21 protein-coding genes, 3 tRNA genes and 1 pseudogene are annotated in these 24,166 nt (G+C 70.7%); 6 read left to right on the top strand and 19 right to left on the bottom strand.

Annotated elements, in window-relative coordinates; all coding sequences use genetic code 11:
* Window positions 1–392: 392 nt before the first annotated feature.
* The 13 genes from ACFC0D_RS20235 to ACFC0D_RS20175 form a co-directional block, all read right to left on the bottom strand.
* The gene (locus ACFC0D_RS20235) at window positions 393–668 is read right to left on the bottom strand and encodes an SH3 domain-containing protein (protein WP_376437582.1); all 276 of its coding nucleotides are present in this window, start codon (window positions 666–668) and stop codon (window positions 393–395) included.
* A 428-nt stretch (window positions 669–1,096) separates the two neighbouring features.
* A complete protein-coding gene (locus ACFC0D_RS20230; RefSeq protein WP_376437578.1) occupies window positions 1,097–1,711 on the bottom strand; it encodes a hypothetical protein in 615 nt (204 codons plus the stop codon).
* Window positions 1,712–1,793: 82 nt separating this feature from the next.
* Entirely contained in the window at window positions 1,794–2,195 is a 402-nt protein-coding gene (locus ACFC0D_RS20225) for a glycosyltransferase (RefSeq protein WP_376437575.1), read from the bottom strand.
* On the bottom strand, window positions 2,196–2,345 hold the full coding sequence (locus tag ACFC0D_RS20220; RefSeq protein ID WP_376437572.1) for a hypothetical protein: 150 nt from the start codon (window positions 2,343–2,345) through the stop codon (window positions 2,196–2,198). It abuts the gene before it with no gap.
* A gap of 32 nt (window positions 2,346–2,377) precedes the next feature.
* Window positions 2,378–3,640: an ABC transporter permease gene (locus tag ACFC0D_RS20215; RefSeq protein WP_376437570.1), complete on the bottom strand. Its 1,263-nt coding sequence runs from the start codon at window positions 3,638–3,640 to the stop codon at window positions 2,378–2,380.
* Window positions 3,634–4,347: an ABC transporter ATP-binding protein gene (locus ACFC0D_RS20210; protein ID WP_376437567.1), complete on the bottom strand. Its 714-nt coding sequence runs from the start codon at window positions 4,345–4,347 to the stop codon at window positions 3,634–3,636. Before ACFC0D_RS20210 ends, ACFC0D_RS20215 begins: the two co-directional genes overlap by 7 nt.
* Window positions 4,344–5,861, bottom strand: coding sequence for a peptidoglycan-binding protein (locus ACFC0D_RS20205; RefSeq protein WP_376437564.1), 1,518 nt, complete (start codon window positions 5,859–5,861; stop codon window positions 4,344–4,346). The genes ACFC0D_RS20210 and ACFC0D_RS20205 overlap by 4 nt, the downstream gene beginning before the upstream one ends.
* The gene (locus ACFC0D_RS20200; protein WP_376437562.1) at window positions 5,862–6,764 is read right to left on the bottom strand and encodes a hypothetical protein; all 903 of its coding nucleotides are present in this window, start codon (window positions 6,762–6,764) and stop codon (window positions 5,862–5,864) included.
* Window positions 6,765–6,839: 75 nt separating this feature from the next.
* Entirely contained in the window at window positions 6,840–7,286 is a 447-nt protein-coding gene (locus ACFC0D_RS20195) for a peptidase inhibitor family I36 protein (protein WP_376437560.1), read from the bottom strand.
* Window positions 7,287–7,548: 262 nt separating this feature from the next.
* Window positions 7,549–7,917: a hypothetical protein gene (locus ACFC0D_RS20190; RefSeq protein WP_376437557.1), complete on the bottom strand. Its 369-nt coding sequence runs from the start codon at window positions 7,915–7,917 to the stop codon at window positions 7,549–7,551.
* 789 nt (window positions 7,918–8,706) lie between these two features.
* Window positions 8,707–8,780, bottom strand: a tRNA-Ile gene (locus tag ACFC0D_RS20185).
* A 175-nt stretch (window positions 8,781–8,955) separates the two neighbouring features.
* Window positions 8,956–9,028, bottom strand: a tRNA-Asn gene (locus ACFC0D_RS20180).
* A gap of 5 nt (window positions 9,029–9,033) precedes the next feature.
* Window positions 9,034–9,106, bottom strand: a tRNA-Asn gene (locus ACFC0D_RS20175).
* Between the two features lie 168 nt (window positions 9,107–9,274).
* On the opposite strand from ACFC0D_RS20175, the gene ACFC0D_RS20170 reads away from it, so the two are divergent.
* From ACFC0D_RS20170 to ACFC0D_RS20155, 4 genes are all read left to right on the top strand, one after another.
* Window positions 9,275–9,577 (top strand): YtxH domain-containing protein, encoded by a 303-nt coding sequence (locus tag ACFC0D_RS20170; RefSeq protein WP_376437555.1) that lies wholly within the window; start codon window positions 9,275–9,277, stop codon window positions 9,575–9,577.
* 105 nt (window positions 9,578–9,682) lie between these two features.
* Window positions 9,683–11,122 carry an FGGY family carbohydrate kinase gene (locus ACFC0D_RS20165; RefSeq protein WP_376437552.1) on the top strand — a complete coding sequence of 480 codons (1,440 nt, stop codon included), beginning with the start codon at window positions 9,683–9,685 and terminating at the stop codon, window positions 11,120–11,122.
* 90 nt (window positions 11,123–11,212) lie between these two features.
* The gene (locus ACFC0D_RS20160; protein WP_376437549.1) at window positions 11,213–12,946 is read left to right on the top strand and encodes an ABC transporter ATP-binding protein; all 1,734 of its coding nucleotides are present in this window, start codon (window positions 11,213–11,215) and stop codon (window positions 12,944–12,946) included.
* Window positions 12,946–14,913 (top strand): ABC transporter ATP-binding protein, encoded by a 1,968-nt coding sequence (locus tag ACFC0D_RS20155; protein WP_376437546.1) that lies wholly within the window; start codon window positions 12,946–12,948, stop codon window positions 14,911–14,913. Before ACFC0D_RS20160 ends, ACFC0D_RS20155 begins: the two co-directional genes overlap by 1 nt.
* Before the next feature lie 6 nt (window positions 14,914–14,919).
* Here ACFC0D_RS20155 and ACFC0D_RS20150 read toward each other — a convergent pair.
* From ACFC0D_RS20150 to ACFC0D_RS20125, 6 genes and pseudogenes are all read right to left on the bottom strand, one after another.
* Window positions 14,920–16,053: pseudogene (locus ACFC0D_RS20150) on the bottom strand (RNA polymerase sigma factor); the annotation flags it as partial.
* Window positions 16,054–16,144: 91 nt separating this feature from the next.
* Window positions 16,145–18,058 (bottom strand): DNA primase, encoded by a 1,914-nt coding sequence (gene dnaG, locus ACFC0D_RS20145; RefSeq protein WP_376437543.1) that lies wholly within the window; start codon window positions 18,056–18,058, stop codon window positions 16,145–16,147.
* 64 nt (window positions 18,059–18,122) lie between these two features.
* Window positions 18,123–19,385 (bottom strand): NAD(P)/FAD-dependent oxidoreductase, encoded by a 1,263-nt coding sequence (locus tag ACFC0D_RS20140; protein ID WP_376437540.1) that lies wholly within the window; start codon window positions 19,383–19,385, stop codon window positions 18,123–18,125.
* A 123-nt stretch (window positions 19,386–19,508) separates the two neighbouring features.
* The gene (locus ACFC0D_RS20135; RefSeq protein WP_376437538.1) at window positions 19,509–20,804 is read right to left on the bottom strand and encodes a deoxyguanosinetriphosphate triphosphohydrolase; all 1,296 of its coding nucleotides are present in this window, start codon (window positions 20,802–20,804) and stop codon (window positions 19,509–19,511) included.
* A gap of 35 nt (window positions 20,805–20,839) precedes the next feature.
* Window positions 20,840–21,736, bottom strand: coding sequence for a sirohydrochlorin chelatase (locus tag ACFC0D_RS20130; RefSeq protein WP_376437535.1), 897 nt, complete (start codon window positions 21,734–21,736; stop codon window positions 20,840–20,842).
* Between the two features lie 89 nt (window positions 21,737–21,825).
* Entirely contained in the window at window positions 21,826–22,530 is a 705-nt protein-coding gene (locus ACFC0D_RS20125) for a hypothetical protein (RefSeq protein ID WP_376437532.1), read from the bottom strand.
* A gap of 66 nt (window positions 22,531–22,596) precedes the next feature.
* On the opposite strand from ACFC0D_RS20125, the gene ACFC0D_RS20120 reads away from it, so the two are divergent.
* Together ACFC0D_RS20120 and ACFC0D_RS20115 are read left to right on the top strand one after the other, a co-directional pair.
* The gene (locus ACFC0D_RS20120) at window positions 22,597–23,340 is read left to right on the top strand and encodes an aquaporin (protein WP_376437529.1); all 744 of its coding nucleotides are present in this window, start codon (window positions 22,597–22,599) and stop codon (window positions 23,338–23,340) included.
* A gap of 28 nt (window positions 23,341–23,368) precedes the next feature.
* On the top strand, window positions 23,369–24,085 hold the full coding sequence (locus ACFC0D_RS20115) for a vancomycin high temperature exclusion protein (RefSeq protein WP_376437526.1): 717 nt from the start codon (window positions 23,369–23,371) through the stop codon (window positions 24,083–24,085).
* Window positions 24,086–24,166: the final 81 nt, after the last annotated feature.

Genomic DNA, 24,166 nt, shown 5'->3' with positions numbered 1-24,166 from the left:
GGGCCCTCGGTGCCGGCGGTGGCACGTCCGTCAGCCGAAGCGGCCCTCCACGTAGTCCGCGGTGCGCTGGTCGCGGGGGCCGGTGAACATGACCTCCGTGGGGCCGTGCTCGACGATCGGCGTCGACCGGATCACGGTCCACCCGTAGCCGGTGTCCTGAGTCGAAGAGCCCCTGGCGGGTCAGGGCGACTGGTCCGACCTCCCGCATGGGCTCGCATGTCGGTCGACGCCGCAGCGGTCTCATCACTCGCCGGGCTGGAACTACCTGAGAATCTCCGACTCAGGTCACCGGCGGTCACCGCCGCGCTCGCTGAGCACAGCCCCGGCCCCGGGGACAGCCACAGGGCTGCCCCCGGGACGGCTTTGCGCCGCCCTGAAGGGGCTGTCCGTTGTCAGCCCTGTGGGGCGGCCGGTTCGACGTCCTTGGACAGCGGCACCTGTCCGGTGTTGTCGACGTGCCGGGCGGCGACCCACGCGGACTTGTCGCGCAGCAGGTACCAGATGCTGTTGCCGTCGATGGTCTGGGCATGCACTTTGCTGCGCAGGCCGACCTCGACGCCGTGGCTCAGGTTGCCGATGACCGAGGAGTCCGTGCTCGGATACTTCCGCAGGTTGACGCCGATGGTGCTGACGACGGTGCCGAACGGCTGGGGTGGACTGGGCATCATGACCTCCAGGGGAACGCCGGAGTGGCGTGGTGCCGTCCGGTATCCGGACGGGCTGTTTGCACGGTAAGGCCGATTCCCGCCGGGGAGCCGGAGGCGTGCGGGGCACGCCACGACCGGCGCCCGGGCGTCATTCCGATGGTTCCGTCCCACAGCCGGCTCGTCCCCTCGCGCGCGGCGCCCCCGACAAGCTCCCGGGCGGCGCGCAGCGAACCGGGTCCTCTCGGTGCCGGTGCCGGTGCCGGTGCCGGTGCCGGTGCCGGTCAGGAGGATGCAGCTCTCGCGACCGGGTCCCAGCCATACACCATCGTCGTCAGGTGAGGGTGACCGCTGCGCTTACTGGTGGCGCCGGCAGTGGGCACCACCCCGCCGAAGCCGACGCTCTCGGAGTGACCCGGTGGCACGGCCCCGGAGGGGCGTCGGCAGGGACCTCAGGATGTGGGCGCGTCCAGCTGCGGCTCCAGCCGCACCTCGGTCACGCTCACGCCCTCCGGAGCGCCGAACGCCCTGACCATCACGCCCAGGTGGGTACCGGTGACTTCCAGAGCCACGTGGTCGGCTCCCACGCGCAGGTCGAGCCTTGCCACGGGCTCGCCCGAGAAGTCCGGCACGCGGTAGATCCGCGCCGCCGGGTAGTTCAGGCTCGTCAGCTTCTTCTGCATCTCCTCGTACGTGGCCGTGTCCGTGCCCGAGAACGCCCTGCTAAGACGCCATGCGTGCCTCTCGGCGGCGCACTCCTCCTCAGTGGTCAGCGGCACCTCATCGACCAGGACGGGCATGGTGGAGTCGGGGGTCGGCTCCGCTGCCGTGGTGTCGTCCGTGGAAGCCGATGCCACATCATCGGTGCTGCTGGAGACGTCCGGAGCGCAGCTCTGCGAGATGAGGTCTGCGAACTCGAGGAAACGCATCTCCGCATCGTCGTCGCTCGCCACGGCGACGCTGACCGTGGAGATTTGATCGGCGGTGACGTTCTGCGCGCCGAAGCCGGACAGGACGACGACGAGCGCGGCAGCCGGCAAGGACTTCGGGAGGAATATCGATCGCATGTCCGTACCATGCAGGCTGCTGATCACCGCCCACATGAGCACCCGTACTCAATCCACCAGAGCATCAGCTCACCAGCGACCCTCAATCCCTCGGATCCGTCGCCGTCGGCAGCCGCATCAGGTCCGCCTGCGAACGCAGGTGCAACTTCCGGTAGATGCACGTCAGATGGACTTCCACCGTAGTGAACCGCTGCAGGGCTTGCCACTGCTCGTACTCGGCGACGGTGTGCTCCGCGCAGATCCGCCGGAAGGACTGGCGGCGGCGCAGCTCGCGCCAGGCGTGCTGCTCGCCCAGCGACGCATCGGTCGTCTGATCGGCGTCGAACAGCAACACGCGGCTGCTGGGCGAGGCGAGCACACCGATACACAGGGCGCGACCCTTGCCGCGATCACGCTCGGATGTCAGTAACCGTATGCGGCGGTCGGCCGCGGCGACCGCCCGCACGAGGTCGGCCGTGGAGCCGTCGTCGACGCCGATGACCACTCAGGTCCCGCTTCCGGGCGGCACGCCGTCCGCGCTCTCCAGGTGGTCGCGGACGGCTTCCAGGGTCGCCTCGATGCGGGCCGGTTCCTTGAACGCCGGTATGACCACCGAGAGTCCCACCCGGGAAGTCTCGGTTGCGGTGTCGGTCACGGATACCGCGAGGCTCTCATGGGCGGGGCGGGTCAGCCGCGAAGGGCTTCGGCCGGTTGCACGGAGGACGCGCGCCGGGCGGGATAGATCCCGGCCACGACGCCGGTCGCCAGACCGATGAGCGGGGCGGTGGCCAGGGTCACCGGGTGCATGACCGGCGTCCAGTCCCTGATCAGCGCCACCACCAGGACGGCCAGCGTGCCGATGGCCGTACCGATGAGTCCACCGAACGCACCCAGCGTGCCCGACTCGGCGAGGAACTGGGCGGTGACATGCCGCCCCTGCGCACCGAGGGCACGGCGCAGGCCGATCTCCCCGGTGCGCTCCAGGACCGCCACCAGGGTGGTGTTGGCAATGCCGACCGCTCCGATGACCAGGCACACCCCGGCGAGCAGCAGAAACAGCTGTTCGAGGTCGGAGGTCACCGAGGTCCGCAGGCTCTTCGGGTCGGGCGGCGGAACCGCCTTGAAGTACTCCGGGTGGTCGGGGCGCAGCGCCGTGGGGGCCTCCCCGGCCACCTGACGGGCAGCACCCAGATCGGTGGCGATGAGCATCCTGGAGCCTTCGGTGGGCCGCCCCCACAGTTCAACCGCGGTGGTCTGAGGCACGAGAACCGAGAGCAGCACGTCCGGCTGGCGCTGAACGTCCTCGACAATGCCCATGACGGTGAACGGCTGCCCCCCGATGAAGATTGCCGGCTTCGTCTCCAGCGTGGTGATCCCCAGCCGCGCGGCGATGCCCGAGCTGATCACGGTGACGCGCTGGCGGGTGTCGGTGTGGAAGTCGTCGTACAGCCTGCCCTGGGAGAGCCGGGGCTCGGCCGCGCGCAGGGCACCAGGGGCGGCGGCCACCACGTTGAGGGTCTCCCCTCCGGCGTCGCCCACCGGGGCGGCGGTGACGGCGAGTTCGGTGGCGCTGCGTCGGGGCCGCACCGTCCACAGCACGCCGGCGTGCCGCACCCCGTTGAGCCGCTCGACGCGGTCCGAGGCATCGTCCGGGAACGCCGCGTCGGCGAACTCGTCCTGTTCGTGGGCGATGTCCTCGACCGTCACCTCGGTCGCGGAGAGCACGTTGAAGCGGGCGTCGATCTGCGAGGAGGCGGTGGCGGTGAGGCCGAGTACCGCGACGAAGGCACCGACGCCCAGGACGGTGCCGAGCATGGTGAGCGCGGAACGGGCGGGGCGCTGCAGCATCCCGGCCAACGCCTCGGCCAACAGGTCCCGTGGCGCAAATGTGGAGCGCCCAATTCCGGGCAGGTGCGCGGCGTGCCGTTTCCTTCCGATCCGGCTCAGCATGCGCGTACCTGCTCGCTCTCGCTCAGTATGCCGTCCCGGATGGTGACCGTCCGTCGGCCGCGGGCGGCCACGGCCAGGTCGTGCGTGATGAGGACGACCGTGATGCCCTCGGCGTTGAGAGCCTCCAGCAGCTGGAGCACAGCCTCGGCGTTGCCGGTGTCGAGGTTTCCCGTCGGCTCGTCGCACAGGAGCAGTGAGGGCCGGGCGACCAGGGCCCGCGCGATGGCCACCCGCTGGCGTTCGCCGCCGGACATCCGCGAGGGAAGTGCGTCGGTCCGGTGGCCGAGGCCTACCCGGTCCAGCGCCTCGCGGGCCCGCTGGGGGCGCTCGCGGTGCGGGGCGCCGCTGTAGACCATGGCGAGTTCGACGTTCTCGCGGGCGCTGCGGTGCGGCAGCAGGTGGAAGGCCTGGAAGACGAACCCGATACGGCGGCCGCGCAACGTGGTGCGCTCGGTGTCCCTGAGCCGGCCGGTGTCGATGCCGTCGAGGAGAAAGCTGCCCGTCGTGGGGGTGTCGAGGAGTCCCGCGATGTTCAGGAACGTGGACTTGCCCGATCCGGAGGGGCCGACGACGGTGATGAACTCGCCCCTGCGGACCGTGAGGTCGCTGGGGCGGAACGCCTCAACGGCCGGCGGTCCCGGATAGGTGAGGCCGGCCTGCCGGAATTCGATGACGGGCGGCTCGGACGGGGTCGGGGACGCGGTCATCCGGCGCCCCCCTGCGCGGCGCCGTCGGCCCGGACCCCGGTCACCACCCGGTCGCCCTCGGCGAGGGCCCCGCCGTCCAGGGGGATGACCTCGACATGGCCGTCGCCGGTGGTGCCGGGCTTCACCCGGACCCGGCGCTGGCTGCCGTCGTCCTCGAGCACGGTGACCGCGGTGGAGCCGTCGGCGCCGGCCGACACCGCCGTGACGGGTACGACCAGGACCTTGCCGCCGGTTGTGGCGGCCAGGACGGTCAGGCGGACGTTCTGCCCGGTCCATTCGGCCTCCAGCGGCCGGCCCGGCGTCAGAGTCATCAGATAGCCGTCCGCGTCGGCCTGCCCGCCGGCCGGCTGTCCGTCCTGCGCGTCGCCATCGGGACGCGGCGTCGTGCGGGTGGTGGCAATGGATCGTACGGAGGCCTGGGCGGTGGTGCCGTTGATCTCGGAGAGGATCTCCGCCTGCTGGCCCGCCCTGATCAGGCCCTTCTGGTGGTCGGGCACATATCCGTGCACCACCAGGGCGCCCGCGGCGACGGTCATCACGGCTCCCTGCACCTTCGCGCCGAGCCGTACGGGAAGGTCCTGCACCCGCGCCGGGAAGCTCTCCAGGAGCGCGACCTCGCCGGACGGGACCATGGGGCCCGCGGCCGCCCGCGCGACGACGAGGCCCTCGCGTGCGGTGGCCAGGTCCTCCCGGGCACGGCCGACTGCCTTGCGCAGGCGCTCCAGATCGCGACCGCCACCATCCGCTTCCCCGGCCGTTCCCGTGGTCGATCCCGTCGTCCTGGTCGAGCCCGAACCGGATCCGGAGCCGGCCTCGGCGGACTTCAGCGTGTCCTTGGCGTCGTCCAGAGCTCGTTCGGTCGAGGTCACCTGTGCTTCGGCCGCGGTGAGGGCGGCCGAGCCCTCGGCACCGCCGACCATGACCGGTTCGTACCCGAGCGCGTCGTAGAGCGCGGTGACCGCCGACTTGGTGCCCTCACCGAAACGCCCCCGGCTGTCGGGGGAAGTGGAATGACCGAGCCGCTGGAGCGCGTCCTGCAGCTGGCCCACGTCGCTGCCCTGGGCGCCGGGCTTGAGGTCGCGGTAGAGCGGAACGGTGCCCTGGAGCGCGATCACCGGACGGCCGGAGATCTCGACCAGCACCCGGCCCGCGCGTACCTCATCTCCTGCCTTCAGCGGCAGCTTGGAGACCGTGGGACTGCCTCCATCGGCCGCGCCGCCGGGGGCGATCTCCACGCTCTGGCCGGCGACCACGGTGCCGCGAAGGATCACCGAGGAGGCCAGCGGCCGGTACTCGACCGGCGCGGTGATCACGGACGGTGCGGGAGGTCGGGAGTCCGCCGCTGCCTGGGCAGGCGACTTGATCAGCAGGGAGGCCCCGAAGCCCGCCCCGGTGAGCGCGACCGCACCCACGGCGATCAGGGCAATCCAGCGGCGCCTGATCCGTATACCGTCACCGCCGTTGTCGCGGGCTGTCTCGGCCGCGTCCACGGAGGGCTGTTCGTCGTTCTGCATTCAGTTCGCCAATGCCTCGTTGGCCGCCTTGATGACCGCGCTCCGATCCTTCTTGATCTCGGCGAAACCGATGGCATTCTGCTCGATGTAGTCGTTCTGGATCTGCGTTTCCATCCGGAGTAGCACGGTGGAAAGTTTCGTTTCCTGCTTGCACTTCACATCGACCTTGGCCGCGACCTTCTCCTGCGGTGATGCGGAGTTCCCCTGAGACGCATACTTCGCGGCGGGCTGCAGGAAAGCGGTGTACTGATACCCAGATTTCTTCATACAGGCCACCCAACCGTCCTGCGCCTTTTTGAATTCCGACGTCTCCTGGGCCTTCCCGAAGGAGGAGAAATCGATGCTGAGCAGCCCGACCTTACCCTTCGTGGGATCCTGCACTTTGTCGAGTCCCAGCTTTCGGCCGGCCTCCCCCAAGCAGCCACGCTCGGGAATGTCCTTGCCCTGGTAACTGCGGGCCGTGCCCCCCTTGCCGCCGTAGATCATGTACGCCTCGGGCGGGAACTCGGCCCCGCTGGAGACCGCGCCTTCGGCGTGCTCGGCGTCGCCTGCCGACGGGATCACGTGATAGCCGTACTCGGCGGCAACCTTCTCGCCGACCACGCCGTACCGACGGTTCACGACCTTGACCGGCTCGCGCTTCTTGACGGGCCAGTCGAATCCGAACCGCTTCATACAGTCGGAAGCCAGGGTGAACCTCGCGGTGTCGACCAACGCCTGCTGCTCGGGGGTGAAGATGTAGGCGGACACCGGGAGGACGATGTCGGCCTCCGTGACGACCTCCCGGACCGCCGAACCGCCACCTCCGCTGCCGGAGCCGACGTCTTCCCGGGCGCCGTCCGCACACCCGGTGAGCAGCAGCGTGCCGACCCCGGCGGCGATGACGAGACGTACGTAACGCAAGGAAACCCCTGGATAGAGTGGATGTGCACGGTGGGGCGGAATTGACTCCGCCCCACCGCGGTCATGAGCCGGAAATCAGAAGTCGAACGAGTTCCCGACACAGTCGTAACTGAACTTGTGCGAGTTCATGTTGTCGTTGGCCTTCTTGCCGCCGTAGCTGAGGGTGACCCACCCCATGTTGGACACTTCTCCGTTGGCCATGACCATGAAGCAGGGACCGACATACCCGGAGTTGTAGTACACCGACACGCCGGTGTCCGGGTCCCAGTTGTCGATGGAGCTGACATTGTCGGCGACACCGTCACCCTGGTAGAGCGGCTTGCTGCTGCCCCCGTAGTAGATGTTGGACCAGCTGCTACGGGAGTTGAAGTCGTTCCGCACGTATCCGTTGCCGTCGGCGTCCGACCAGAGACAGACGTTGTTGTAGGTGCAGCCGAATGCCTGCGCGGGCGCGGCCATGGCGACTGTCGCGCCGAACAGGGATGCCACGGCAAGCAGCATCGCCGAAATGCGTCGAATCATGAGAATTCCTCGTCTGCGATCTAAGCGGAATAAACACCCAATGAACGGCGAGGGGTGCCCACGATGCGGCGCCACATCACACCCCCCGCCGATGTGCATGTTGTGTGCACATCAGGTGTGGAGGTGGAAGGCTAACCGATCTTCAGCGGCACCAAGAACGATCTTGCACGCTACCCGCCGGTCTTCTGTCGATCCACCAAGCCCCTTTGACGGATCGACCAGCCGGTGGGCGGCCACTTGGAGGTTGTTTGCTCCCGCCGTTTCATCCCGGCACGGGTCGTTTGGTGACGGTTATCGGGTCGCGCCAGGAGATGGCGGCTTCGTCGGCGAGGCGGGCCAGGAGGTCGGTCATGGTGAGGTGGATCATGGCTTCGGAGCGTCCGGGAAGGGTCTCGTGGTCACGGGCGAGGCGGCGGGCCGGCTGTAGCTCCGCTCGACCGCCCACCGCTTCCGGATCGGGGGCCTTGCGGTCCTCCTTGACCCGGTCGACGGCTTCGCCGACGTCGAGGGTGACCGTCCCGCCGCTCGCCTCCAAGGCGCCGCGGCCTCCGCCGGTGAGCGCCTTGACGACGGCGTCGTGGGCCTCCCTTCCGGCAGTCGTCCAGATCCTCTCGAAGCGGTCGCTGTCCACGAAGCACATCGCCACCTTCTCGACCGTGGCATCAACCGCGTCTTCGAACCCTGCCCGCACGTCTCTGCGGGACCAATCCTCGACCTGCCGTTCCGCACGACGCTGTCCGGCGTGTCCCCGTCGACGTCGGCATGCAGCGGGTTCGCCGGGCTGCAGAAGGGGCGCGGGCGATCACCCGGCTGGTCATGAGCGGTGGTGCTTGGACAGGCGCTGCGGTGGCCACTGTCACCGCCGCGTTCACGCCGGGCTCGCGCCGGCTGCCCACGACCCGAACTCGTCGGTGACGGTGCTCGTCGGAGCGCCGGCATCCTCATCGGGCCTGCCGAGCTGGACATCATCGACCTGCCGCACGACGCCGCGACGATCGCCCCCTGGCCAAGGGATGGGCCACGCGGGATGTCGTCGCGCTCTCAGCAGGCGGAGGCAGAGCGGCCAGTGCGCGAGAATCGCCCCGGTGGTCCGCGTCGATGCGAGCTTCTGGTGCCCGGGAACCCGGCCCCGAGGGAATGGCGCCTGACCGTCGTCCACGTCCCGGCCGCAAGCCACGGCCGGCTGCGCCTTGCCGGTGACCGGCTTCGACTCGATGGTGATGTGGGGTGGCTCACAGAGGGGCCGGGCGAGGCCGGGGGCTGTGGCATCCGAGTGACTTGGGCGTGTCGGACCGCCCGCGTCCACACAGTGTCCACACACTGGGGGGAGACACACAGCGAAGGCTGTCACGATCCCGGTGGCGAATCGCCCGACCAGCAAAAGTGCTGGTCAGAACGATTCTGCTACACCATGCCGCAGTGGGGCGGGTGGGACTCGAACCCACGGCCGACGGATTATGAGTCCGCTGCTCTAACCGGCTGAGCTACCGCCCCTAACGGTGTGGCGCGTACATGTGTGCGCGCCGTCTGCCGCAGCATAGCCGCTCATACGATCTCCTGCTCCGGATGCTCGGCACTGCTGCGCGCTGCTCGACCAGGAGGACTCCGCAGCGCGGCGGATGGTTCCCGGACATAAGAAAAAGGACCCCTTAGGGTCCTCTTTCGATCGCTCCCCCGGCTGGACTCGAACCAGCAACCCTCCGGTTAACAGCCGAATGCTCTGCCAATTGAGCTACAGGGGATCGCGCTCCCCCGACTGGACTCGAACCAGTAACCTGCCGGTTAACAGCCGGCTGCTCTGCCAATTGAGCTACAGGGGATTGCTGCGTTGCACCGAACGGATCCACCTCGGGTGTTCCCGGGCGGCGCGCGCTCGCTGCGACACATACATTAGCGCAAGCAGGGGGGTGCTCCGCCAATCGGTATGTCGTGGGCGCTCGTGGGCACCAGTGAGACATCAGGGAAGCTCAAGGGAAGGTGGTGCCGCCGTGCGGTACAAGCTGACGTTCGTCGTGGGGCTGGCCCTCGGTTACGTCATCGGGACGCGCGCCGGGCGCGAGCGCTACGAACAGATGAAGAAGTCCGCCCGGGAGTTCTCGCAGAACCCGGCGGTGCGCAACGCCGCCGAGTCCGCGGCACAGACCGGGCGCCAGGTCGCCGGCAAGGCGTACCACGCGGTGAGCGACAAGGTCGGCGACAAGCTGCCCGCGTCGTTCACCGAGCGGATCCACGCGCTGCGCCACCACAACGGCCAGGTCACCGAGGACGACTGGGGCGTGAGCAACACCTGAGCGACGCCCGGGTGACGCCTCGGCCGCGACTTTCCCGCTCGAAAGCGCGTCTCCTACCCCGCACGCGCTCCACCTACTCCCCCGCGTGCGGCAGAATCTCCTGTCATGGGGATAGTCGCCGGCTTGGACAGTTCTGCTGAGTTCACACGCATCGTCGTCTGCGACGCGGACACGGGTGCCGTACTGCGGCAGGGCTATGCCCCGCACCCCGGTGAGCCGAAGGCCACCGACGTCGACCCGCAGGCGTGGCTGCTCTCGCTCGGCGAGGCCGCGGGCGGCGGGCTGCTCGAAGGTGTGCAGGCCATCGGCGTCTCCGCCCAGCAGCACGGGCTCGTACCGCTCGACCCGCAGGGCGGCCTCGTGCGGCCCGCGCTGGTCGGCAACGACAAGCGGGCGCAGGTGGCCGCCGCCGATCTGATCGAGGCGTTCGGCGGGCGGCGGGCCTGGGCCGAGGCCGTCGGCTCCGTGCCGCAGGCCGGACAGCCCGTCGCCAAGCTCCGCTGGCTGGCCCGCTCCGAGCCGGAGAACGCCCAGCGCGTCGCCATGCTCCTCCAGCCGCACGACTGGCTGGTCTGGCAGCTCCTCGGCCGGCCCCTGCGCCGCACGACCGACCGCGGCGCCGCCTCCGCCACCGGGTACTGGTCGGCCGGCGCCGGGGCCTACCGCCCCGACCTCGTCGAGCTGGCGCTCGGTCACCAGGCCATGCTTCCCGAGGTGCTCGGCCCGTCCGACGCCGCCGGGACCACCCCCGAGGGGCTGCTGATCTCCGCCGGTACGGGCGAGACCATGGCCGCCGCGCTCGGTCTCGGCCTCGGGCACGGCGACGCCGTCGTCTCGCTCGGCGCCTCCGGCTCCGTGATGGCCGTCCACCACGAGGCACTCGCCGACCCGCAGGGCCTGATCACCTCCTTCGCCGACGCGACCGGGATGCACCTGCCCGTCGTGCACACCTCGAACGCCGTGCGCGCGCTGCGCGGCACCGCCGAGATGCTCGGCGTGGAGAGCCTGGAGGAGCTGTCGGCGCTCGCGCTGAAGTCGACGCCGGGCTCCTCCGGACTCGTCCTGCTGCCGTACCTGGAGGGCGAGCGCACCCCGCAGCTGCCGCACACCGCCGGCACGCTCAGCGGACTGCGCCGCGAGTCGATGAAGCCCGAGCACCTCGCGCGGGCCGCGTTCGAGGGGATGCTCTGCGCGCTCACCGACGCGATGGACGTGCTGCGGGGGCGGGGCGTCGAGGTGCGCCGGGTGTTCCTGCTCGGCGCGGCGGCCGAGCTGCCCGCCGTCCAGGCGCTCGCTCCGGCGATCTTCGGCGCGCAGGCCGTCGTCCCCCAGCCCGCGGACTACGCGGCGCTCGGCGCGGCCCGGCAGGCCGCGTGGGCGCTCGGCGTCGCGCGGGGCACGCTCTCCCCGGCCGCTCCGCCGGCCTGGCAGGGCGCCGCCGCGCAGATCTTCGAGCCCGGCGAGGAGCTGGCCGTCGGTCAGGCGGTACGGCAGCAGTACATGGCCACGCGGGAGCAGCTGCACCCTGGCGCCTTCGGGGCGTGACCGGAGCCCGTTCGGCTCACAGCGGAGTCCGTTCAAGACTCGACAAAACACGGTCGTAACGTCCGGGGGGTGCGGGCGATAGTAGAACCCGTGCTCCTACGACTTCTCCGAACCCACCTCCGACCGTACAAAAAGCCCATAGGCCTGCTGGTCCTGCTCCAGTTCCTGCAGACCTGCGCCTCTCTCTATCTGCCGACCCTGAACGCGGACATCATCGACAACGGTGTCGTGAACGGGGACACCGGCTACATCCTGCGGTTCGGCGCCCTGATGATCGCGGTCTCCGTGGTCCAGGTCGTCTGCAACGTCGGGGCCGTGTACTACGGGGCGCGGACCGCGTCGGCCCTCGGCCGGGACGTCCGTGCCGCCGTCTTCGAGCGGGTGCAGTCCTTCTCCGCCCGTGAGGTCGGGCAGTTCGGCGCGCCGTCGCTGATCACCCGGACCACCAACGACGTCCAGCAGGTCCAGATGCTGGTCCTGATGGCGTTCACGCTGATGGTCTCGGCGCCCATCATGTGCGTCGGCGGCATCGTGATGGCGCTGAGTCTCGACGTCCCGCTGTCCGCGGTGCTGATCGCGGTCGTGCCGGTCCTCGGCATCGCGGTCTCGCTGATCGTGAAGAAGATGCGGCCGCTGTTCCGGACCATGCAGGAGCGGCTCGACACCGTGAACCGGGTGCTGCGCGAGCAGATCACCGGCAACCGCGTGATCCGCGCGTTCGTGAAGGACGACTACGAGCGTGAGCGGTTCAAGGGCTCGAACACCGAGCTGACCGACGTCTCGATGGAGACCGGCCGGCTGATGGCGCTGATGTTCCCGACGGTCATGACGGTCGTGAACATCTCCAGCGTCGCGGTGGTCTGGTTCGGTGCGCACCGCATCGACAGCGGGGGCATGGAGATCGGGGCACTGACCGCGTTCCTCGCCTATCTGATGCAGATCGTGATGGCCGTGATGATGGCCACCTTCATGTTCATGATGGTGCCGCGGGCCGAGGTGTGTGCCGAGCGCATCGAGGAGGTCCTGGCCACCGAGAGCAGTGTCGTGCCGCCGGCCGAGCCGGTGGCCGAGCTGAAGCGGCGTGGCCATCTGGAGGTCCGGGGCGCGGACTTCTGCTACCCGGGTGCCGAGGAATCGGTTCTGCGGGATGTGGAGCTGGTGGCGCGGCCCGGTGAGACGACGGCGATCATCGGTTCGACGGGCAGCGGCAAGTCGACCCTGCTGGGTCTGGTGCCACGGCTGTTCGACGTCACCGGCGGCGAGGTGCTCGTCGACGGTGTGGACGTACGGAAGCTGGACGCGGGCCTGATGGCACGGACCGTCGGGCTCGTCCCGCAGAAGCCGTATCTGTTCTCCGGGACGGTGGCGACGAACCTGCGGTACGGAAAGCCCGACGCGACCGACGACGAGCTGTGGCACGCGCTCGAGGTCGCCCAGGCCGCCGACTTCGTGAAGAAGCTGGAGAACGGGCTGAACGCGCCGATCGCGCAGGGCGGCACGAACGTGTCCGGCGGACAGCGGCAGCGGCTCGCGATCGCGCGGACGCTGGTGCAGCGGCCGGAGATCTATCTCTTCGACGACTCTTTCTCCGCGCTCGACTACCGGACCGACGCCCTGCTGCGGGAAGCGCTCAAGGCGGAGACGGCGGACTCGACCGTGGTGATCGTCGCCCAGCGGGTGTCGACCATCCGGGACGCCGACCGCATCGTCGTCCTCGACGAGGGCCGGGTCGTGGGCACCGGGCGCCATCACGAGCTGATGGCGGGCAATGAGACGTACCGGGAGATCGTGCTCTCCCAGCTGACCGAGGCGGAGGCAGCCTGATGGCCGGTCCTGGCGGACGGATGATGGCCGGGGGCGGCCCCGACCAGCGGTCGATGGACTTCAAGGGCTCGGGCAAGCGGCTGCTGAAGCAGCTGGCGCCCGAGCGGGGCGCGCTCTGGCTGATGCTGATCGCGGGTGTGCTCAGCGTCGCCGCGTCGGTGGTCGGCCCGAAGATCCTCGGCAAGGCGACCGACCTGGTCTTCGCGGGCGTGGTCGGGCGCGGCATGACCGAGGGCACGACGAAGGCCCAGGAGATCGAGAGGCTTCGGGCGGCGGGCGAAGGCGGGATGGCCGACATGCTGTCCGGGGTCGACTTCACCCCCGGGCAGGGCATCGACTTCACGGCGGTCGGAGAGGTGCTGCTCTGGGTGCTCGTCATCTACGTGGCGGCCGGACTCCTCATGCTGGTCTCGACCCGGATGTCGATCAAGGTGATCAACCGGACGGTCTACCGGATGCGCGAGGACGTCCAGGCGAAGCTGGCGCGGCTGCCGCTGTCGTACTTCGACAAGGCCAAGCGCGGCGAAGTCCTCAGCCGGGCGACCAACGACATCGACAACATCTCGCAGACGCTCCAGCAGTCGATGGGGCAGCTGATCAACTCGCTGCTCACCATCGTCGGCGTGCTGGCCATGATGTTCTGGATCTCACCGCTGCTCGCGCTGGTCGCTCTGGTGACCGTGCCGGTGTCGGTGGTCGTGGCCACGAAGATCGGCAAGCGTTCGCAGCCGCACTTCGTGCAGCAGTGGAAGTCCACGGGCACGCTCAACGCCCATGTGGAGGAGATGTACACCGGCCACGCGCTGGTGAAGGTCTTCGGGCGGCAGGGCGAGTCGGCGGCCGACTTCCGCGAGCAGAACGAGGCGCTGTACGAGGCCGGGTTCAAGGCGCAGTTCAACAGCGGTGTGATGCAGCCGGTGATGTTCTTCGTCTCGAACATCAACTACGTCCTGGTGGCCGTGGTCGGCGGCCTCCGGGTCGCGAGCGGCACGCTGTCGATCGGTGACGTGCAGGCGTTCATCCAGTACTCCCGGCAGTTCTCGATGCCGCTGACGCAGGTCGCGTCCATGGCGAACCTGGTGCAGTCCGGGGTCGCATCGGCCGAGCGGATCTTCGAGCTCCTCGACGCCGACGAGCAGGAGCCGGACGCGCCGAAGAGCAAGCGAGGCGAGATCGGGGCACCCCCGGCCGGAGGCTGGGGGAAGCCCTCGGAGTCGCTCGGCAAGGTCGCGCTGGAGGAGGTGGCGTTCCGCTACGAGCCGGAGAAGCCGCTCATCGAGAACCTGTCGCTGACGGTGGAGCCCGGCCAGACGGTCGCGATCGTCGGACCGACCGGCGCGGGCAAGACGACGCTGGTGAACCTGCTGATGCGGTTCTACGAGGTGACCGGCGGCCGGATCACCCTCGACGGCGTGGACATCTCGGCGATGTCCCGGGAGGACCTGCGGTCCGGGATCGGCATGGTCCTCCAGGACACCTGGCTCTTCGGAGGCACGATCGCCGACAACATCGCCTACGGCGCGTCCCGCGCCGTGTCCCGGGAGGAGATCGAGGAGGCCGCGCGGGCCGCGCACGCCGACCGGTTCATCCGCACCCTGCCCGACGGCTACGACACCGTCATCGACGACGAGGGCTCGGGCGTCAGCGCCGGCGAGAAGCAGCTGATCACCATCGCGCGGGCGTTCCTGTCCGACCCGGTGATCCTGGTTCTCGACGAGGCGACCAGCTCGGTCGACACCCGCACCGAGGTCCTCATCCAGAAGGCGATGGCACGCCTGTCCCACGGGCGTACGTCGTTCGTGATCGCCCACCGCCTCTCCACCATCAGGGACGCGGACGTGATCCTGGTGATGGAGAACGGCTCGATCGTCGAACAGGGCACGCACGAGGAGCTGTTGGCGGCGAGCGGCGCGTACGCGCGGCTCTACGCGGCGCAGTTCGCGCAGGCGGTCGTCGAGGTGGACTGACCGCAGTCAGTCCAGGTAGCCCCTGAGCTGGTCCGCGAAGGCGTGGTCCCGCAGCTTGTTGAGGGTCTTCGACTCGATCTGGCGGATGCGTTCGCGCGTCACGCCGAAGAGCCGTCCGATCTCCTCCAGGGTGCGGGGCCTGCCGTCGTCCAGGCCGTAACGGAGCTGGACGACCTTGCGTTCGCGCTCGCCGAGGGTGGAGAGGACGGCCTCCAGGTGCTCGCGGAGCAGCAGGAACGCCGCCGACTCCACGGGGCTCGCGGCGTCGCCGTCCTCGATGAGGTCGCCGAGGGCGACATCGTCCTCCTCGCCCACGGGGGCGTGCAGGGAGACCGGTTCCTGGGCGAGGCGCAGCACCTCGCTGACCCGCTCGGGCATCAGGTCGAGCTGGGCCGCGACCTCTTCGGGGGTGGGTTCGTAGCCGCGTTCCTGGAGCATCCGGCGCTGGACGCGGACGACCCGGTTGATGAGCTCGACGACATGGACCGGGACCCGGATGGTCCGGGCCTGGTCGGCGAGGGCCCGGGACATGGCCTGGCGGATCCACCAGGTCGCGTACGTCGAGAACTTGTAGCCGCGCGCGTAGTCGAATTTCTCCACAGCCCGGATCAGGCCCAGGTTTCCCTCCTGGACCAGGTCGAGCATGGTCAGCCCGCGCCCGACGTACCGTTTGGCGACGGAGACGACGAGCCGCAGATTGGCCTCGATCAGGCGGCGCTTGGCCATCCGGCCCAGCACGACGAGCCGGTCCAGGTCGAGTGCCAACTGGGAGTCCAGATCAGGGGTGTTGGCCAGCTTCGCCTCGGCGAAGAGACCTGCCTCGACGCGGCGGGCCAGCTCGACCTCCTCGGCGGCGGTGAGCAGCGGGATGCGGCCTATCTCGCGCAGGTACTGGCGGAACAGATCGGAGGAGGGTCCGCTTCCGCCAGGTTCGGGGCGGCGGGGAACCGGCTCCGGTTCGGGTGTGTCGTCCACGAACTCGACGGGCTCGGGCGGATCGGAGGCCTCGGCCGGCTCTGCGGAGGCCGGCGCCTCCGGGTGGTGGACGGCCGGGCGTTGCCCGGGCACGACGTCCGTCGGGGACAGGGTCTGGGTCTGCACGGGGGCGACCTCCAGGGTGATCGCTGCCGGTGCTCCGGGGGCTCAGGCACCGCTCCCCAGTGTGGGGTACGACACATCACTGCCACGAGGGGCGTGCGGTGACTTTTTGAGTCCGGTGGGTCACCGAACGTCAGAGCGCCGCGGCCCCGTTGGTGCGCAGCGACTGCCCGTACTGGGTGAGCACCCACAACTCGTTCTGCACGGCGGCCAGTTGGGCCGGGTCTCCGTTGACGCCGAGGCGGGCCAGAGTGCCCTGGATGTCGCGGACGCGGCGGTCGACGGCGCGCAGCCGGACCGAGACGAGCTGGGCGCCGGCGTAGACCTCGTCGACGACCTTGGCGAAGATCGCCTCGACGGCGAGCTCGGTGACGAGCGCGCGGACCGTGTCGTTCGGGGCGGCCTCGCGGACGGCGGACAGGTAGTCGGCGGGGGCTCCGGTGGCACCTCCCGCGTCCTGGACGCACTGGCGGACGGCCGCGTAGGGCGGGGCGGTGAACTCGTCCGCGCCGTAGGCGTCGAAGGCCGGGGAGACCAGTTCGGGGCGCTGGAGGGCGAGCTTGAGCAGTTCGCGCTCGGTGCGGTGGGCGGGGCTGCGCAGATTGAGGGCCGGGCCGCCGGCAACGGCGGGGGCCTGGGTCTCGTACTCCCCCGTGGCCCTTCGGGCACCCCCGTGCTGCGGGGCCGCCGGCGCCTGGGCGCCGCGGCCGCCACGGTCGCGCTGCCAGCGGGCGATCTGGGCGACGCGCTTGACCACGAACGGGGTGTCGAGAATGCCGAGCATCCCCGCGAGCTGGACGGCGACCTCGTGCTGTGAGGCGATGTTCTTGATCCGGGCGACGATCGGCGCGGCCTCGTCGAGGGCGGCGGCCCGGCCCGCCGGGGTCTCCAGGTCGTACCGCTTCACGATCTGGCGCAGCGCGAACTCGAAGAGGGGGGTGCGCGGCTCGACCAGCTCGGCGACGGCCTGGTCGCCCTTGGCGAGCCGCAGCTCGCAGGGGTCCATGCCGTCCGGGGCGATGGCGATGTAGGTCTCGGCGGCGAACTTCTGGTCGTCCTCGAAGGCGCGGAGCGCGGCCTTCTGCCCGGCCGCGTCGCCGTCGAAGGTGAAGATGACGCGGGCCGAGCCGTTGTCCATCAGGAGCCGGCGGAGGATCTTGATGTGGTCGCCGCCGAAGGCGGTGCCGCAGGTGGCGATGGCGGTCGTGACGCCGGCGAGGTGGCAGGCCATGACGTCGGTGTAGCCCTCGACGACGACGGCCCGGCTGACCTTGGCGATGTCCTTCTTGGCCAGGTCGATGCCGTAGAGCACCTGGGACTTCTTGTAGATCGGGGTCTCGGGCGTGTTCAGGTACTTGGGCCCGTTGTCGTCGTCGCGGAGCTTGCGGGCGCCGAAGCCGACGACATCGCCGCCGACGTCCCGGATCGGCCACATGAGCCGGCCGCGGAAACGGTCGATGGGGCCGCGGCGGCCGTCCTGGGAGAGCCCGGAGAGGATCAGCTCCTTGTCGGAGAAGCCCTTGCCGCGCAGGAAGCGGGTGAGGTGGTCCCAGCCGGCGGGGGAGTAGCCCACGCCGAAGTGCTCGGCGGCGGCCTGGTCGAAGCCACGCTCGGCGAGGAACTTGCGGCCGATCTCGGCCTCGGGCGAGCCGAGTTGGTCGATGTAGAACTGCGTGGCGACCTGGTGGGCCTCGACCAGCCGGATGCGCTCGCCGCGCTGGTGGCCGGGGTTGTAGCCGCCTTCTTCGTACCGCAGCGTGATGCCCGCCTTGGCGGCGAGGCGCTCGACCGTCTCCGAGAAGGAGAGGTGGTCGATCTTCATCACGAAGGCGATGGTGTCGCCGCCCTCCTGGCAGCCGAAGCAGTGGAACAGGCCCTTGCTCGGGCTGACCTGGAAGGAGGGCGACTTCTCGTCGTGGAAGGGGCACAGACCCTTGAGGTTGCCGCCGCCCGCGTTGCGGAGCTGGAGGTACTCGGACACGACGGCGTCGATCGGGACCGCGTCCCGTACCGCCTTCACGTCGTCATCGTTGATCCTGCCTGCCACGCAGGAAGTCTACGGCGGTCCGGGCGGTCGTCCCCCGCGGAAGACGCTGTCGTCGGCGTCCGGACTAGGGGACGAGGCTCTCCAGCGGGACGGAGGGATTGCCGAGGGCCTCGGTGTCCACCGGGGACTGGGCGCGGATGAGCTGCTGGATCGGCTCTGTGACGTCCCACACATTCACGTTCATCCCGGCCAGGACCTTGCGGTCCTTGAGCCAGAAGGCGATGAACTGCCGCTTGCCGACGTCGCCGCGCAGCACGACCTGGTCGTAGGAGCCGGGCGGCGCCCAGCCCGAGTACTCCATGCCCAGGTCGTACTGGTCGGAGAAGAAGTACGGGACACGGTCGTAGGAGACGGACTGGCCGAGCATGGCGCGGGCCGCGGCCGGGCCGCCGTTGAGGGCGTTGGCCCAGTGCTCGACGCGCAGCCGGGTGTGCAGGAGCGGGTGGTGGGCGGCGGCGACGTCGCCGGCCGCGAAGATCTCGGGGTCGGAGGTGCGCAGCGACGCGTCGACGGCGATGCCGCCGCCGTGGGCGCGGTCGACCAGGTTGAGGCCGGCGGCCTCGGCGAGGGCGGTGCGCGGGGCCGCGCCGATCGCGGCGAGGACGGCGTGGGCGGGGTGCTCCTCGCCGGCGTCGGTGCGGACGGCGAGGACCATGCCGTCCTGGCCGACGATCTCGGTGAGCCTGGCGCCGAAGACGAAGCGGACGCCGTGCTCGGTGTGGAGATCGGCGAAGAGCTGGCCGAGCTCGGGGCCGAGGACCTGGTGGAGCGGGGTGGGCTCGGACTCGACGACGGTGACCTCGGCGCCGTAGCCACGGGCCGCGGCGGCGACCTCCAGACCGATCCAGCCACCGCCCGCGATCACCAGGTGGCCGTTGTCGCGGCCGAGGGAGGCGAGGACGTGGCGCAGCCGGTCGGCGTGGGCGAGCCAGCGCAGATGGTGGACGCCCGCGAGGCCGGTGCCGGGGATGTCGAGGCGGCGCGGCTCGGAGCCGGTGGCGAGGAGGAGCCGGTCGTAGCGGATGGTGGTGCCGTCGCCGAGGCGTACGGTGCGGGCCTCCCGGTCGATGACGGTGACGGGCTGCCCGAGGTGGAGCTCGACCTCGGCGCGGGCGTACCAGGCGGGCTCGTGGACGAAGACGCTGTCGCGCTCCTCCTTGCCGGTGAGATAGCCCTTGGAGAGGGGTGGGCGTTCGTAGGGGTGGTCGCGCTCGTCGCCGATGAGGATCACTCGGCCGGTGAACCCCTCGGAACGGAGCGTCTCCGCCGCCTTGGCCCCGGCCAGGCCCCCGCCGACGATGACGAAGGTCTGATCTGCGTCGACCACTTGATGCCTCCTCGTTGCGACCGCTTCTACGCTACGCCTCCGGGCGTTCGGCGAGCCGTACCGCCTCGGGCCCTCCGCCGAGCGTCCCGCACGGAGCGTGATCGGGGAAGGGGGCGGGGTCCCCTACGGACGGCGGGGGCGGAGACGGGCGTGAAGGGTGCGGGCGGAGGCGTCGGTGAGTGAGGCGATCTGGTCGATGATCACCCGCTTGCGTGAGCGGTCGTCGCCGGCCGCGTCGAACAGGGCGCGGAACTGCGGGTCGAGGCCTTCGGGGGCGCGGGCGGTGAGCGCCTCGGCGAGTTCGGCGAGGACGATGCGCTGGTCGGCGCGGAGCGCCTCCTGCTCGGCGCGCTGCATGACGTACCGGTCGGCGACGGCCTTGAGAACGGCGCATTCGTTACGGGTCTCGCGGGGGACGACGAGCTCGGCGGCGTACCGGGTGAGGCGTCCGGAGCCGTACGCCTGGCGCGTGGCGCCCTCGGCGGCGAGGCAGAAGCGGCCGATGAGCTGGCTGGTGGCGTCCTTGAGGCGGGCCTGGGCGACGGCGGATCCGTCGTAGCCGTGCGGCCACCACTCCTGGTCGACGAGCCGGTCGAGCGCCTCGGCGAGCTCCTGCGGGTCGGTGTCCGACGGTACGTAGCGGCCGACGGCGACGCTCCAGATGTCGGCGCGCTCGGCCTCGGAGAAGAGCATGTTCGGGTCGATGTGTCCGGCGTGCAGGCCGTCCTCGAAGTCGTGGACGGAGTACGCCACGTCGTCGGACCAGTCCATGACCTGGGCCTCGAAGCACTTGCGGTGCTCGGGGGCGCCCTGGCGGGCCCAGAGGAAGACGGGGATGTCGTCCTCGTACACGCCGAACTTCGGGGAGTCCGGGTCCTCGGGATGGCCGCCGCGGGGCCAGGGGTACTTGGTGGCGGCGTCGAGGGCGGCGCGGGTGAGGTTGAGGCCGACGCTGACGGGCTCGCCGGTGGCGGGGTCGGCGATGAACCGCTTGGGCTCGATACGGGTGAGCAGGCGCAGGGACTGGGCGTTGCCCTCGAAGCCGCCGCAGTCCTTGGCGAAGTCGTTGAGGGCCTGCTCGCCGTTGTGCCCGAAGGGCGGGTGGCCCATGTCGTGGGCGAGGCAGGAGGCCTCCACGAGATCGGGGTCGCAGCCGAGCGCGGCGCCGAGCTCACGGCCGACCTGGGCGCACTCCAGGGAGTGGGTGAGCCGGGTGCGGGGGCTGGCGTCCCAGGCGTGGCTCCGGGATCCGGGGGTGACGACCTGGGTCTTGCCGGCGAGTCTGCGCAGCGCGCTGGAGTGCAGCACGCGCGCGCGATCGCGCTGGAAGGCGGTCCGCCCTGGCCTCTTGTCGGGCTCTGCGGCCCAGCGGTCGGTCGCGGTGTCGTCGTAGCCGGGGGTGTCCGTGATGCCTTCCATGCACCGAAGGTATCCGGCGGAACCGACACACGGGGCTAGGCGGACATCAGTTCCTGCCGGGAGCCGAGGAGTGCGACGGCCTGGTCGTAGCGGTGGAGGACCAGGCGGGCGAGTGCGGGGTGGGCGCCGAGGGGGGCGGAGGCGATCCAGGGGGCGTGGGCAGTGGCGCGGGTGGCGAAGAGGCCGGGGGCGGTGAAGCAGGAGGCGACGGCGATCCGGTGCCGGCCTCGGGAGGCGAGGGTGCGCAGGGCCTCGGGCACGGTGGGTGCGGAGGCGGAGGCGTACGCGGGGACGACGGGCACTCCCCCGAGTCGTTCGCCGAGGAGGGCCGCGGTGCGGCGGATGTCGGCGAGGGATTCGGGGTCGCGGGAGCCGGCGGCGGCCAGGACGACTCCGGTGGAGCGCGACGCGCTGTCCGCGGAGGTCCAGCCGGCCTCGGCGAGCCGGTCGGCCAGCGCCTCGACGAGCAGGGGGTGTGCGCCGAGCGGGGCGGCGATCCGGGTGCGCACGGCGGGTGCGGCGGCGGCCGCGGCGGGCAGGTCGTGCTTGACGTGGTAGCCGCGGCCGAAGAGCAGGGGGACGAGGACGGCGTCCCCGCCGGGGTGGCGCGCGAGGGTGTCGGTGAGGAGCGGGGCGTTCAGCTCGATGTGGGCGAGGCGGATGTCGAGGCCGGGGCGGAGCTCGCGGACCCGGTCGAGCAGCAGGGCGAGGGTGGCGCGCGCCCGGGGGTCGCGGCTGCCGTGGCCGACGGCGATGAGGGTGGGCGCGCCCCCGGGCGTACCCCCGGACCTGCTCGTGGGCCTGCTCGGCGGCCTGTTCATGGGCCTGCCCGTTCTCGTCGGGGGGAGGTGGCTCAGCTGGTCGCCGAGCTGCGCGGTGATGCGGCCGAGCAGCTCGGCGGTGCTGTCGAACGTGGTGTCCGGCTCCGTCATGAACCGATCCTGACCCCGGCGCGTTGCCTCCCCGTTGCGTGGGGGTCACGATCGTTTTCCATGGGCTCACCGTCCGCCCACCCGCGTTGTCAGGCGCCGGTGTCGAGCCAGACCTGCAGCGTCCCGATCTCCTCGAAGCCGAGAGCGAGGGCGGGTGCCAGGTCGTCACCGGACTCGTAGCCGACGACGGGGGTGCCGTCGTCCACCAGCGTCAGACAGCCCGCCCAGGTCACGGTCGGATCGAGACCGTCGGCGGTGAACAGGTTGGAGACTCCGGTCACCGGGCCGCTGTCGCTGAGCACCGCGCCGCCGACGATCCCGCCGTCGGCGCCGTACCCCGCGACGACCTTCGTCGCCGGGTCGGCGAGGAGCTCGGGGCGGAACAGCGCGGACTCGTCCGCGTCCCCGCCGCTCCAGGCCGTCGCCCAGGCTGCCAGCTCCTCCGGAGTGCGGACCTGCCGCCAGTCCGTGTCCGCCGAGGCGTCGACGGTGGGGGCGGGCAGCCGGCCGGGCCGGTGGATCCACTGCGCGTCGAAGAGGAGCCGGAAGCCCTCACCGGCCAGATCCAGGCGCGCGAAGCTGTCCTTGACGGAGGCTCCGGGGGCGTTCCGGTCGATGCCGTCGAGGACGTCCCGTACGGACGAGTCGGCGGTCAGCGTCACCGCGTCCGGGTAGTAGAGCGGGGTCCGGCGGGTGTTCGTCCAGGCGCGCGGGCCGAAGGCCCCGGGCCGGTCGTGGGCGCGGCACATGGCCTCGCACCACTCGGCGTTGTTGCGGACGGCTTTCATGATCATGCGCGGATCGTACGGTTCTCCCCCTCACTCCCTCATTCTTTTATCTAGCGGAATATCTTTTCCACCATGCGAATGATTCCCTCTCCTCTCCCCGGGCTCCCCCGAAGAGCCGTCGCCGAACTCGTCGGCACCGCCGCGCTGATGGCCGTCGTCGTCGGGTCGGGCATCCAGGCGGCCGCGCTCAGCCAGGACGTCGGGGTGCGCCTGCTGGCCAACTCGCTCGCCTCCGCCCTCGGGCTCGGCCTGCTCATCGCCCTCCTCGGCCCGCTCTCCGGCGGCCATCTCAACCCGGTCGTCACTCTCTCCGAGTGGTGGGCCCGGCGGGGCGAGGAGGACGCCCCCGACGTCCGCGAGGTCGCCGTCTACCTCGCCGCCCAACTCGCCGGCGCCGTCGCGGGCGCGCTGCTCGCCGAGGCCATGTTCGGGCGGACGCCCGGCACCTGGTCCACCCAGGTCCGCTCCGACACCCATCTGCTGCTCGGCGAGACCGTCGCCACCGCCGGGCTCGTCCTGCTCGTCCAGGGGCTGCGCCGCATCGGCCGTTCCGCGCTCGCCCCGGTCGTCGTCGGCGGATACCTCCTGGCGGCGATCTGGTTCACCTCCTCGGGCTCGTTCGCCAACCCGGCGGGCACGGTCGGCCGCGCCTTCTCCGACTCCTTCACCGGCATCGCCCCCGCCTCGCTGCCCGGATTCATCGGGGCGCAGCTCCTCGGCGCCCTGCTCGGCATCGCCCTCGCCGCCGTGCTGTACGGCAGGAACGAACACGGCGGGAACGAACCGAACGGCGCCGATTCGCGTCGAAAGGGGTGACGAGGCAGGCAAGATCGACGGAGGTTCCATGCGAGGCGTACGTGTACCGGCCCGGGCGGCGGCCGCCCGGCTGAGGCGGCTGATACCGCTGCCGCGCACCACCCGCGCCCGCCGCCGTACCGTCCAGGCCGTCATGCTGGGCGCGGTCCTCGCCCTCGCGCCCGCCACCTGGACGCACGCCGTCGCCGACAGCCGGCTGCGGACCACGGCCGAGGTGCCCGCCCAGGACGTCGCCGTCGTCTTCGGCGCCGGCCTCTGGAAGGGCCGCCCCACCCCGTACCTCGCCCACCGCCTCGACACCGCCGCCGAGCTGTACCGCGCCGGCAAGGTCAAGGTCGTCCTCGTCACCGGCGACAACAGCCGCGTGGAGTACGACGAGCCGGACGCGATGCGCGCGTACCTCACCGAGCGCGGGGTGCCGGACGGCCGGATCGTCAGCGACTACGCGGGCTTCGACACCTGGGACTCCTGCGTCCGCGCGAAGAAGATCTTCGGCGTCGACCGGGCCGTCCTCGTCACCCAGGACTTCCACATCAAGCGGGCCGTGGCACTCTGCCGGGCGGCCGGGATCGAGTCGTACGGCGTGAAGGTCGTCGAACCGCACGACTCCGTCTTCTACTACGGCGGCGTCCGGGAGCTGGTCGCCGCCGGCAAGGCGGCCGTGGACGCGGCCCTGCGACCGGACCCGCACTTCCTCGGAGAGCGCGAGGAAGGCGTGACGGAGGCGCTCGCGTCGGCGCGCTAGACGGCGCCTGGTGGACCAGGGGCTGATCCACCAGGCGCCCCCGAGCCCTCACCTAGGTCGCGGTACCCGAGGGAGCAGAAC

The sequence above is a fragment of the Streptomyces sp. NPDC056222 genome, from assembly GCF_042264065.1.
Classification (GTDB): Bacteria; Actinomycetota; Actinomycetes; order Streptomycetales; family Streptomycetaceae; genus Streptomyces.
The sequence above is the reverse complement of the archived record's forward strand: the minus strand, read 5'-3'. Positions and strand labels throughout refer to the sequence as shown.

Coding starts and splice junctions, on each gene's coding strand:
- ACFC0D_RS20195 (WP_376437560.1), bottom strand. CDS start 7,286: ATGATTCGACGCATTTCGGCGATGCTGCTTGCCGTGGCATCCCTGTTC.
- ACFC0D_RS20115 (WP_376437526.1), top strand. CDS start 23,369: ATGCGAGGCGTACGTGTACCGGCCCGGGCGGCGGCCGCCCGGCTGAGG.
- ACFC0D_RS20210 (WP_376437567.1), bottom strand. CDS start 4,347: ATGACCGCGTCCCCGACCCCGTCCGAGCCGCCCGTCATCGAATTCCGG.
- ACFC0D_RS20125 (WP_376437532.1), bottom strand. CDS start 22,530: ATGATCATGAAAGCCGTCCGCAACAACGCCGAGTGGTGCGAGGCCATG.
- ACFC0D_RS20165 (WP_376437552.1), top strand. CDS start 9,683: ATGGGGATAGTCGCCGGCTTGGACAGTTCTGCTGAGTTCACACGCATC.
- ACFC0D_RS20155 (WP_376437546.1), top strand. CDS start 12,946: ATGGCCGGTCCTGGCGGACGGATGATGGCCGGGGGCGGCCCCGACCAG.
- ACFC0D_RS20130 (WP_376437535.1), bottom strand. CDS start 21,736: ATGACGGAGCCGGACACCACGTTCGACAGCACCGCCGAGCTGCTCGGC.
- ACFC0D_RS20235 (WP_376437582.1), bottom strand. CDS start 668: ATGATGCCCAGTCCACCCCAGCCGTTCGGCACCGTCGTCAGCACCATC.
- ACFC0D_RS20205 (WP_376437564.1), bottom strand. CDS start 5,861: ATGCAGAACGACGAACAGCCCTCCGTGGACGCGGCCGAGACAGCCCGC.
- ACFC0D_RS20215 (WP_376437570.1), bottom strand. CDS start 3,640: ATGCTGAGCCGGATCGGAAGGAAACGGCACGCCGCGCACCTGCCCGGA.
- ACFC0D_RS20230 (WP_376437578.1), bottom strand. CDS start 1,711: ATGCGATCGATATTCCTCCCGAAGTCCTTGCCGGCTGCCGCGCTCGTC.
- ACFC0D_RS20120 (WP_376437529.1), top strand. CDS start 22,597: ATGCGAATGATTCCCTCTCCTCTCCCCGGGCTCCCCCGAAGAGCCGTC.
- ACFC0D_RS20135 (WP_376437538.1), bottom strand. CDS start 20,804: ATGGAAGGCATCACGGACACCCCCGGCTACGACGACACCGCGACCGAC.